Origin of the sequence: Streptomyces mayonensis, assembly GCF_018982965.1 — a bacterium.
Lineage (GTDB): Bacteria > Actinomycetota > Actinomycetes > Streptomycetales > Streptomycetaceae > Streptomyces > Streptomyces mayonensis.
In genome coordinates this window covers 22,698-32,701 of sequence record NZ_JACBYP010000092.1, presented here as the reverse complement: position 1 = coordinate 32,701, position 10,004 = coordinate 22,698, and the positions used below count along the sequence as shown (strand labels likewise).

At 72.0% G+C, this 10,004-nt stretch carries 10 protein-coding genes; 3 read left to right on the top strand and 7 right to left on the bottom strand.

Annotation, left to right across the window (positions count from 1 at the left end):
• Together HZS56_RS27770 and HZS56_RS27765 are read right to left on the bottom strand one after the other, a co-directional pair.
• Nucleotides 1-704 (bottom strand): TerD family protein (locus tag HZS56_RS27770; protein WP_216723535.1); only part of this gene is annotated, 704 nt, incomplete at its 3' end.
• A gap of 256 nt (nucleotides 705-960) precedes the next feature.
• Nucleotides 961-1,557 (bottom strand): M48 metallopeptidase family protein, encoded by a 597-nt coding sequence (locus HZS56_RS27765; protein WP_216723534.1) that lies wholly within the window; start codon nucleotides 1,555-1,557, stop codon nucleotides 961-963.
• A gap of 357 nt (nucleotides 1,558-1,914) precedes the next feature.
• Here HZS56_RS27765 and HZS56_RS27760 point away from each other — a divergent pair, with 357 nt between their 5' ends.
• Together HZS56_RS27760 and HZS56_RS27755 are read left to right on the top strand one after the other, a co-directional pair.
• Nucleotides 1,915-3,129, top strand: coding sequence for a TOMM precursor leader peptide-binding protein (locus HZS56_RS27760; RefSeq protein ID WP_216723533.1), 1,215 nt, complete (start codon nucleotides 1,915-1,917; stop codon nucleotides 3,127-3,129).
• Complete coding sequence (locus tag HZS56_RS27755; RefSeq protein WP_216723532.1) at nucleotides 3,122-4,582, top strand: ABC1 kinase family protein; 1,461 nt, start codon at nucleotides 3,122-3,124, stop codon at nucleotides 4,580-4,582. Before HZS56_RS27760 ends, HZS56_RS27755 begins: the two co-directional genes overlap by 8 nt.
• Before the next feature lie 107 nt (nucleotides 4,583-4,689).
• Here HZS56_RS27755 and HZS56_RS27750 read toward each other — a convergent pair whose 3' ends face one another.
• From HZS56_RS27750 to HZS56_RS27735, 4 genes are all read right to left on the bottom strand, one after another.
• Nucleotides 4,690-5,013, bottom strand: coding sequence for a putative WhiB-interacting protein (locus HZS56_RS27750; protein WP_216723531.1), 324 nt, complete (start codon nucleotides 5,011-5,013; stop codon nucleotides 4,690-4,692).
• Nucleotides 5,010-5,378: a WhiB family transcriptional regulator gene (locus tag HZS56_RS27745; protein WP_003973786.1), complete on the bottom strand. Its 369-nt coding sequence runs from the start codon at nucleotides 5,376-5,378 to the stop codon at nucleotides 5,010-5,012. Before HZS56_RS27745 ends, HZS56_RS27750 begins: the two co-directional genes overlap by 4 nt.
• A gap of 175 nt (nucleotides 5,379-5,553) precedes the next feature.
• Nucleotides 5,554-5,886 (bottom strand): hypothetical protein, encoded by a 333-nt coding sequence (locus HZS56_RS27740; RefSeq protein WP_216723530.1) that lies wholly within the window; start codon nucleotides 5,884-5,886, stop codon nucleotides 5,554-5,556.
• A gap of 164 nt (nucleotides 5,887-6,050) precedes the next feature.
• Nucleotides 6,051-8,312 carry an ATP-dependent DNA helicase UvrD2 gene (locus HZS56_RS27735; protein WP_308408176.1) on the bottom strand — a complete coding sequence of 754 codons (2,262 nt, stop codon included), beginning with the start codon at nucleotides 8,310-8,312 and terminating at the stop codon, nucleotides 6,051-6,053.
• Nucleotides 8,313-8,563: 251 nt separating this feature from the next.
• Between HZS56_RS27735 and HZS56_RS27730 the strand changes: the two genes are divergently transcribed.
• Nucleotides 8,564-8,806 carry a mycoredoxin gene (locus tag HZS56_RS27730; protein ID WP_216723528.1) on the top strand — a complete coding sequence of 81 codons (243 nt, stop codon included), beginning with the start codon at nucleotides 8,564-8,566 and terminating at the stop codon, nucleotides 8,804-8,806.
• Nucleotides 8,807-8,915: 109 nt separating this feature from the next.
• Here the strand turns inward: HZS56_RS27730 and nudC are convergent, their stop codons facing one another.
• A complete protein-coding gene (gene nudC / locus HZS56_RS27725; protein WP_216723527.1) occupies nucleotides 8,916-9,860 on the bottom strand; it encodes an NAD(+) diphosphatase in 945 nt (314 codons plus the stop codon).
• Between the last annotated feature and the right edge of the window lie 144 nt (nucleotides 9,861-10,004).

Below are 10,004 nucleotides of genomic sequence, written 5' to 3'. Positions count from 1 at the left end.
GGCGCGGGGGCCGGCGCGGGCGACGGGGCAGCGGGGGCGGCGGGCGCAGGGGCAGCGGGGGCGGGGGCAGTGGGCGCGCCGAAGGCCGGCGGCGCCGCGGCCTGTGCGGGCGGGGCGAATCCGGGAGCGGCCGAGCCCTGCGGCTGCTGTACCTGCTGCGGCGCGGGCGCCTCCTCCTCGGCGACCTCACCGCCGAAGTTCCTGAGCAGCGCGTCCAGGCCGCCGTCGAAGCCCTGGCCGACGGCGGCGAAGCGCCACACGTCCTTCAGGTAGAAGTCGCCCAGCATGACCGCGCGCTCGGTGGAGAACTCGGCGCCGCTGAACGGGTACCGTGCCACCTCCTCGCCGCCCGCGACGATCCGGATGTACCCCGGGCCGACCTGCGACATCTGTCCGGCACCGTCGATGGTCGCGGTGAAGGAGAGCTTCTGGATCTGCTGCGGGATCCTGTCCAGGGTGACCCGGAAGGACTCCGTGTCACCGGCCTGCGCACCCAGCAGCTGGATGGACTCCTCGGGAGTCTTCGGTTGGTTGAAGAACACGAAGTACCGGTCGTCCGACAGCCGCTCCTCGGCGTCGAGTCCGAAGCAGCTGATGTCGAAGGTCAGCCCGGGGCCGGAGATCTGCACACCTACGTACAGATCCGTGCCCGCCGTCAGCTCACTGATCCTGGCCTTGTGGCCGCGTTGAAATTCCCTGGCCATGCGTTACGACCGTCCCCCATCCGAATGTGAGTGCGTCGCGACAGGCTAACGGCAAACGCCGACACCGGAGAAAGCCGGTACAGACCCGGTACGAAACCCGTGCGCGGCTGTGCCGGAGGCCGGGGCGCACCGTGCGGGGTGCCCGCGACGGGCTGTGCCGGACGCCCGGGTACGGGCACGGGGCGGCCGGGAACGAGGGCGTGAAGGCCGCTCACGGAGCGCTCGGACGAGGTGGGTCCGGCGTGTGCGGGGGGGGCTACTCGCTGCGTGCGCCGGGCACGTGCGGCAACCGGTCGGCGGCGACCACGCCCTCCAAATAGCCCCGGGCCCGCTCGGTACGCGGATACGCCTCCAGCAGCCGCCAGAAGCGGGGCCCGTGCCCGGGAACGAGCAGGTGCGCCAGTTCATGGAGGAGTACGTAGTCGACCACGTACTCGGGCATGCCCTGGAGACGGTGCGACAGCCTGATGCTTCCCTCGGAAGGGGTGCACGAGCCCCAGCGGGTGTTCTGGTTGGTGACCCAGCGGACCGAGGTGGGCCGCGCCCGTCCCTCGAAATACTGGCCCGACAGCCGTTCGGCGCGCTCGGCCAGCTCGGTGTCGCCCAGGACGCGTTTGCTCTCCTGGGCGGCGAGCTTGTCCAGCATGACGCTCACCCAGCGTTGCTCCTCCGCCTCGGACATCCGGGCGGGGATCAGTACGACGGTGCGATCGCCCTCGCGGTACGCGGAGACGGTCCGGCGGCGCCGGGTGCTCCTGCGGACCTCGATCGCGCTCGTCCCCGAGCCGTTCGGCGGCGGATTCGTCGGTGTGCGCTGGGGCGCCCCGGCGCGGTGCAGTGGGTCGGCGGACACGCCACGACGTTACCCGTTGCACACGGGGAAGTCCCGGCTCCGGGACGCTTCCGTGCCGAACCGCCACGTCTCCGTTGAGATGCCCGACTGATAAGTACGACGAACATCCACCGCCTGTGGACAACTTTCGACGCCTCGTCGCGCATCCGGGCATGCTGGCACTCGCCGGCGAACTCGCGACCGCATGCCCCGGACAGCGGAACGGGACAGCGGACCGGGGACGACAGATCGGGGACGACAGATCGGGACCGCGGACCGGGAGCGCGGACAGGAGAAGGCGGACCGGGACGGCAGGACTCCGGCCGCAGAGCCGGCTCTGCGGCCGGCCACACATCGACCACGTACGGGGGACCAGAGATGCATCCGATGGTGAAGCCCGCGCTCAGGCGCGGCTGGCGCGATCTGAACACGGTGCAGTTCGGAATGACGCCGGCGCACGCACTCACGCTCGCGCCGGTGTCCACGGCGACGGGAAGCTTCCTCGAGCTGCTCAACGGCACCCGCGGCCTGGCGCTGCTGCGTGAGGAGGCCCACCGCATGGACCTGCCGGAAGGGCACGTCGACCGGGTGGTGGAGCGACTGGCGGGGGCCGGTCTGCTCGACGACTCGCGGGGCGGCGGACCGGCCGCGGACGCCCTGCGGGAGAAGCAGGGCGTCCTCGACCGGCTCGGCCCCGACCTGGCCACACTGTCGCTGACCACCTCGGCGCCGGGCGACGCGATGAGACACCTGGCGGCCCGGCGAGCCCTGCGGGTGGGCGTGCGGGGAGCGGGGCGGGTGGGCGCGGTGCTGGCCGGTCTCCTGTCCGGAGCGGGGGTCGGCGAGGTCGACGTGCGCGACGGCGGATGCGTCGAACCGTGGGACGTCGCGCCGGGCGGGCTGCCCGCCGGGTCCGTCGGTGACCGCCGGGACGAGAGCGCCCGCCGGGTCGTTCGCGCGGCCGCCCCGGACCGGCCGCCGCGCCGCGGCCCGACGGCAGCGCCCGACGAGAGCGAACCGGGCCTCTCCCTCGTCGTCGTCGCCCCGCGCGACGACGTCGCGGTGCACACTCCCGACCCGGCGTCCGCCGAGTCGCTGATGGCCTCCGGGACACCTCATCTGTACGCCGGTGTGGTGGAGGGCACCGGCGTCGTCGGCCCGCTCGTCCTCCCCGGCGAGACGGGGTGCGCCGGTTGTCTGTACGCGGACCGCACCGACCGCGACCCGGCCTGGCCCCGCCTGGTGGCCCAGTGGCGCTCGGCTCGGCCGCACCAGGTGCGGCCCTGCGACCTCACCCTCGCGGCGACCGTCGCCGGGCTCGCGGCGGCGCACGCCCTCGCCTTCCTGGACGGCGGCACGCCCGCCGCCACCGGCGTCCGCTGGGAGGTCTCGCTGCCGGCCCTGCGGTGGCACGCACGACCGGTCCCTGCACATCCCGCCTGCCCGTGCGGGGCCGCCGCGCAGGGTAAGGAAGGACACATCCCCGAGGACGGGCCGCAGCGCGCGACAATGGCTGGGCAAGGGCCGTCGTCGGTAGTACGCCACGGTGTGGGGCGGGCGCGGCCGGCTGGGACTTGGAGGGCGCATGTCTGATCTTCCGCGCAAGGCGGTCACCCGGACCGCCAGGCTCGCCGCGCTCCCGCTCGGATTCGCCGGGCGGGCCACCTGGGGGCTCGGGAAGCGAATCGTGGGCGAGTCCGCGGAGATGGTCGGCCAGCAGTTGCAGCAGCGCACAGCCGAGCAGCTGTTCAAGGTCCTGGGCGAGCTCAAGGGCGGGGCGATGAAGTTCGGGCAGGCCCTGTCGGTCTTCGAGTCGGCGCTGCCCGAGGAGGTCGCCGGGCCCTATCGGGCCGCGCTGACCAAGCTGCAGGAGGCGGCGCCGCCCATGCCGACGCGCACGGTGCACGCCGTGCTCGCGGAGCGGCTCGGCGAGGACTGGCAGGAGCTGTTCCTGGAGTTCGAGGACAAGCAGTCCGCGGCCGCCTCGATCGGCCAGGTGCACCGGGGGGTGTGGCACGACGGACGCGAGGTGGCGGTCAAGGTGCAGTACCCCGGCGCCGGTGAGGCGCTGCTCTCGGACCTGAATCAGCTCAGCCGCTTCGCCCGCCTGCTCGGCCCGCTGGTCCCCGGCATGGACGTCAAACCGCTGATCACCGAGCTGAAGGACCGGGTCTCGGAGGAACTGGACTACGACCTGGAGGCCCGGGCCCAGCGGGCGCACGCCGAGGAGTTCGCCGACGACCCGGACATCCTGGTGCCGGACGTCGTCCACCAGTGCGAGCAAGTACTGATCACCGAGTGGATCGACGGCATACCGCTGTCGGAGATCATCACGGACGGTACGCAGGAGCAGCGTGACCGGGCCGGTCAGCTGCTGGCCCACTTCCTCTTCTCCGGCCCGGCACGCACCGGGCTCCTGCACGCCGACCCGCACCCGGGGAATTTCCGCCTGCTGCCGGGCGGGCCGGACGGAGAGGACGACTGGCGCCTGGGCGTCCTCGACTTCGGCACGGTCGACCGTCTCCCGGGCGGGCTGCCCGAGCCCATCGGCGAGGCCCTGCGCATGACCCTGGACGGCGAGGCGGACGCCGTCTACGAGATGCTCTGCTCGGAGGGGTTCGTCAAGGAGTCGATAGAGCTGGACCCGGACGCCGTCCTCGAATACCTCCTGCCGATCATCGAGCCGGCCCGGGTCGACGAGTTCACCTTCACCCGCGGCTGGATGCGGAGCCAGGCCGCCCGTATCGGTGACCCCCGCTCCCCCGCGTACCAACTGGCCAAGCAGCTCAACCTGCCGCCGTCCTACCTGCTGATCCACCGGGTGACCCTCAGCACGATCGGCGTGCTGTGCCAGCTGGGAGCGTCGGTCCGGCTCCGTGACGAACTGGCGGAGTGGCTCATCGGGTTCGTCCCGGAGCACGAGACGGACGAACCGGGACAGAAAGCCGACGAACCGGGACATGAGGCAGGCAGAGGGACGGACAAGACGGAGGGCGGAGCGGGCGAGGACGGGTACGAGGTGCCGGAGACCGCCGCGGAGGCCTGAGCCACCGGTGCCGGACGGCCCGTGGGGGCCGGTCCGTTCGCACGGACCGGCCCCCACGGGCGAAGCTCCGTCTCCCGGCCGGGAGACCACCGCTTCGGGTGTCTCGGTTACTGCATGACCGCCATGGCGAGCGCACGCCGAGCGCGCATCGAGGCGCGCTCGGCCCGGCGCTGCATCCGGCGGGCGGTCGCCAGGCGCAGCGCCCGGCGTTCCTGCTCCGCCTCCCGCAGGCGGTCGTGCATATGCGCACGAGCCAGCGCTTCTGGGATGAGTTGCATTTCGCGGGTCCTGTTCTGGCGCGAGTCCTTCGCACCGGTGGTGGTGAAGTCTTCAGGCGCGGAGCCTGCGATGTCGTGGGTGGACGGCTTCATCGGGGCCTGCTTCTGGGGGTCGTACGTGAGGGGGCGGTCGATCGTTCCTGCGATGTTCATGCCGAAACCGGGTTCTTGCGCGGGCGGCCACGGGGCCGCTTCCGGGCGACGACGACACCCTGGACGAACAGCTCGCCACCCCAGACGCCCCAGGGCTCACGCCGCTCCTTGGCTCCGGCGAGGCAGGCCTCGATCAGCGGGCAGGTGCGGCAGAGGGACTTGGCGTACTCGACGTCCGCCGGCGACTCGGCGAAGAAGACCTCCGGGTCGTAGGAACGGCAGGGGACGGGCACGCCGAGGTTCTCGATGGCGTCGTCGAGCGCGGTGAGCGCGGTGAGCGGGGTCAAGGTGGAGTCCTCCGTGGAACAGGGCTTGGGGATCGTGTCGGAAGGCGGTACGGACGGGGCGTGCGCTTCGAGTTGCACGGGTGGTCTTCCTCGTCTGGTCGTGCCGGCCGGTCGGCCGGTTGGCGGCTTGGTACCGGGTTCTTTTCTTGTCCCGAGGCTCCTTCGTGCCGTCGTCCCCGTTCGGGGACAAACAGAAGGGCCGCGGATCCCGGATGGGGTTCCGCGGCCCTGAAGGCGCCGGCCTGATCGGCGATCAGGCTGGATCACTCCAGGGTTCTGGCCCACGGAAGGCCCACATCAGGTGGTGCTGCGTCGTCTGCTTCCGGATTCCGGCACCGGTCGCCGTAAAGGCATAGGCCTTCGCCTGTGCCGCTACTGCTGCTTCCAGTGCCTTGGTCGGTCGCTCATTGCGCTCGCGGACGAGAAGGCCCGCGGGGGCAACGGAGGAGGCGGCCGGACGCACGGCACGAATGCCGGACAGACCGGTGCCCGAGTGAGAGGCGCCGAGCATGCACAGGGAGACGGCCGAGCGATCGGTCATTTTGGCGGTGAAGCCGACGGTGGAGCTGAAGTTGATGCTGATCACTGGACTCGCCTCCTCTCGGCGTATCGGGGGACCGGGGTGAACCAGTCCGCGGATATGCAAGTACAACACGGATTCAGGGCCTCCGTGAAGGCCGCTGTTCCCGTGACCAAGAACCTATGGGGATTCCCGGGGCATGCGCAAACTATTTTTTCGACGAGTTCGTATCAGTCGTCCCCGTCAAGCCCGACTCCCTCCTGGCCTGCACAGATGGCCAGCACCTCCGCGCCGTAGCGGTTGAGCTTGCGGGCCCCGACCCCCGGGATCCGGGCCAGTTCACGCTCGTCCTCCGGCACGGACTCGGCGATCGCCATGAGTGTCTTGTCGGTGAACACGCAGAACGCCGGCTGCCCGCTGCGTCCCGCCTGCACCGCTCGCCACTCGCGCAGCCGCTCGTACACTCCCTCGTCCATGTCGGACGGGCAGTCCTCACAGCGCATCAGCTTCATCTCACCGGCATCGGTGAGCGAGCGGCCGCAGACCCGGCAGCGGGCCGGGGTGCGCGCGGTGCGCCTCGGAGCGGCGACCGCGGCGGCGCCACCGGCTCCGAATCCGCGTTCCACCCCTGCGGGACCGCCGGCCGCCACCCGGCCGCCCGTCGTGCCCGAGCCCGGCCGCAGGCCCTTCAGGAAGCGGCTCGGACGGCGGCTCGGGCGCCCGCCGGGCGAGCGGGCGAGCGCCCAGGACAGGTGCAGTCGCTCACGGGCGCGGGTGACCCCGACGTAGAGCAGGCGGCGCTCCTCCTCGATCTGCTCGTCCGTCTTTGCGTAGGTGATCGGCATCATGCCCTCGGCCACACCCACCAGGAAGACCACGTCCCACTCGAGGCCCTTGGCCGAGTGCAGCGAGGCGAGGGTGACGCCCTGCACGGTCGGGGCGTGCTGCGCGCTCGCCCGCTCGTCGAGCTCCACGACGAGGTCGCTCAGCGTGGCGCCCGCCCGGGCCGCGGCGAAGTCCTGCGCGAGACCGACCAGGGCGGCCAGCGACTCCCAGCGCTCCCGGACCGCGCCCGACCCGGCCGGGGGCTCGGGAACCCAGCCCTCCCCGGACAGCACCGCCCGTACCTGCGAGGGCAGGTCGACGGCATCGTCCAGGAGGGAGTCGTTGCCGCCGAAGCGCGCCGCCGCCCGCAGGGCGCTGTTGGCCTTGCGCACCTCGGGGCGGTCGAAGAAGCGCTCCGCACCCCGCAGCTGGTACGGGACGCCGGCGTCGGCAAGTGCCTGCTCGTAGGTCTCCGACTGGGAATTGGTCCGGAACAGGACGGCGATCTCGGCGGCCGGAACGCCGGAGTCGACGAGTTCGCGGATGCGTCGGGCCGCGCCCTCCGCCTCGGCCGGTTCGTCGGTGTACTCGGTGTGGACGGGCTCCGGTCCGGCGGTCCGCTGGGAGACCAGCTCCAGACGGTGATCGGCGGCCCGGCCCCGGGCCTGGGCGAGCAGGCCGTTGGCCAGGTGGACGACCTGCGGGGTGGAACGGTAGTCGCGGACCAGCTTGACGACGGTGGCGCCGGGATGACGGCTGCGGAAGTCGAGCAGGTGGTCGGGGGTTGCTCCCGTGAACGAGTAGATGGTCTGGCTGGCATCGCCGACGACGCACAGGTCGTCGCGGTCGCCGAGCCACAGCTCCAGCAGCCGTTGCTGGAGCGGGCTGACGTCCTGGTACTCGTCGACCACGAAGTGCTGGTACTGGGCGCGGACCTGCTCGGCGACATCGTGCCGGTCCTGGAGGACGGCCACCGTCAGCAGCAGCACGTCCTCGAAGTCGATGACGCCGCGTCCGCGCTTGAGGTCCTCGTAGGCGGCGTAGAGCTGGGCGATCTCCGCGGGGTCGCGGGGTGCCTGGCGGCCGGCCCCGGCCGCCGCGACGGCGTAGTCGGCGGGGACGGTCTGGGTCACCTTGGACCACTCGATCTCCGCGGCGGCGTCGCGCAGCTCGCCCCGGTCGAGACGGATGCGGCAGGCGGCGGCCGCGTCGGCGACGAGCTGGATCTTGCGGTCGACCAGTCTGGGCAGGGTGCCGCCGACCGCTTTCGGCCAGAAGTACTGGAGCTGGCGCAGCGCGGCGGAGTGGAACGTGCGGGCCTGGACCCCCGACGCGCCGAGCTGGCGCAGCCGTCCCCGCATCTCTCCGGCGGCGCGGTTGGTGAAGGTCACGGCGAGCACGCTGGCGGGCTGGAGGATCCCGGCCCGCACCCCGTAGGCGATGCGGTGGGTGATCGCCCTGGTCTTGCCCGTGCCGGCCCCCGCCAGCACGCACACCGGTCCGCGCAGGGCGGTCGCCACCTCGCGCTGCTCGGGGTCGAGCCCGTCGAGCACCGCGTCGGCCGAGTCCGGTACCTGCGGGAAGAGGGTGGAGTGCGTTGCTGCTGTCACACCGCCATGCTGCCAGGTCTCACGAGACACGTGAGTCGGTTGTCCACAGGCACGCACCGACAGTCGTATCGAATGCCCGGACACCACACGGCGAACACGGCAGCCACAGCAGACACAGCAGACACAGCAGACACAGGCGGTATGGCGGACACGGTGGACCGCTGTCCACAGGCGGACGGCCGGCCGGGACCGCCTGCACCGGGCGGCACGGGTACGACGGGAATGGTGCGTCCTCCGCGGACGTTCTCCTCCTGCGGCCACTTCCCCCGGCCGCCGCTTTCCCGAGTCGCCGAAGGAGCACGAGAGACATGTCGGGCACTGTGACGATGTACAGCACCACGTGGTGCGGCTACTGCCGTCGGCTGAAGGGCCAGATGGACCGCGAGGGCATCGCGTACACCGAGGTCAACATCGAGCAGGACCCGGAGTCCGCCGCGTTCGTGGAGAAGGCCAATGGCGGAAACCAGACGGTGCCGACCGTGCTGTTCCCCGACGGCTCGACGCTGACCAACCCGTCGCTGGCGCAGGTGAAGCAGAAGGTCGGCGCGTAGCCGGTACGCGCCCGCCGGGCCGAAGGGCGGCCCTCCCGCTGCGGGAGGGCCGCCCTTCGCCGTGTCCGGAACCGGAGGGTGCCGGAGTCGGGCTCGGACGGAGCCGGGCTCAGAAGGCGCCGCGCGTCGGCAGCGGCTTGCCGTACCACCGCTCGATGAGGCGGGCCGCGATCGAGATGCCGTAGGGCGGCAGTACCTCGCCCGACTCGAAGGCGGCGCCGAGTTCTTCGCGCGAGAACCAGCGGGCCTCGTGGATCTCGTCGCCGTCGACGTTGATCTCGGTCGAGGTGGCTCGGGCCATGAAGCCCAGCATCAGGCTGGACGGGAACGGCCAGGGCTGGCTCGCGACGTACTCGACGGGGCCGACGGTGATCCCGGCCTCCTCCTGGACCTCGCGGCGCACCGACTGCTCGATGGACTCGCCGGGCTCGACGAAACCGGCGAGGGTGGAGAAACGGCCCTCGGGCCAGTGCACCTGGCGGCCGAGCAGGATGCGGTCCTCCCCGTCCGTGACGGCCATGATCACCGCGGGGTCGGTGCGCGGGTAGTGCTCGGCGCCGCAGGCGGGGCAGCGGCGGATGTGGCCGGCCGCGGCGATGACCGTGCGTTCCCCGCAGCGGGAGCAGAAACGGTGCAGCCGCTGCCAGTTCTCCAGGGCCACCGCGTGGACCATCAGGCCCGCGTCGCGCGGCGACAGGAGCAGGCCCGCCTCCCTGAGGCCCGCCGGGCGCGCGGACTGGTCCATGCGGCCCGGCAGGGAGTCCTTCTGGAGGGCGAAGTAGCTGACCCCGTCCTCGTCGGTGCCGAGGAAGTAGCGGTGCGCCTCGGTGAGCGGGGCCTCGAAGGAGGGGGTCATGACGAGTTCGGTGGCCCCGTCGGGCGTCTCGTCGATGAGGGCCTGGCCGCCGGAGACCACGAAGCAGCGCGTCGAGGGGTGACTCCACGCCGCCGCGAGCCAGGCCTCGTCGAGGCGGTGGTGGGCGGCGCGGTCGATGCCGCTGGGCGCGGTGAGCGAGATGGGACGGTCGGCGGTCTGGTCGGTCCAGGTGGTCACGGGTGCTTCCAACTCCCCCGGTGAGCGGTTCGGTTCGGCAGGCGGGTTCAACGGGTCGTACGGCGGGTGGCGACCGGGTCCGGGAGGCTCGGCGGTGCGCGGCGGCCTTTCCAGTGTGCCGCGCGCCGCCGGTCCGGGCGGGGA

Bases quoted from the DNA above. Each gene is read 5' to 3' on its own strand.
- HZS56_RS27730 (WP_216723528.1), top strand. From the start codon at position 8,564: ATGTCGGGCACTGTGACGATGTACAGCACCACGTGGTGCGGCTACTGC.
- HZS56_RS27750 (WP_216723531.1), bottom strand. From the start codon at position 5,013: ATGAACATCGCAGGAACGATCGACCGCCCCCTCACGTACGACCCCCAG.
- HZS56_RS27755 (WP_216723532.1), top strand. From the start codon at position 3,122: ATGTCTGATCTTCCGCGCAAGGCGGTCACCCGGACCGCCAGGCTCGCC.
- HZS56_RS27760 (WP_216723533.1), top strand. From the start codon at position 1,915: ATGCATCCGATGGTGAAGCCCGCGCTCAGGCGCGGCTGGCGCGATCTG.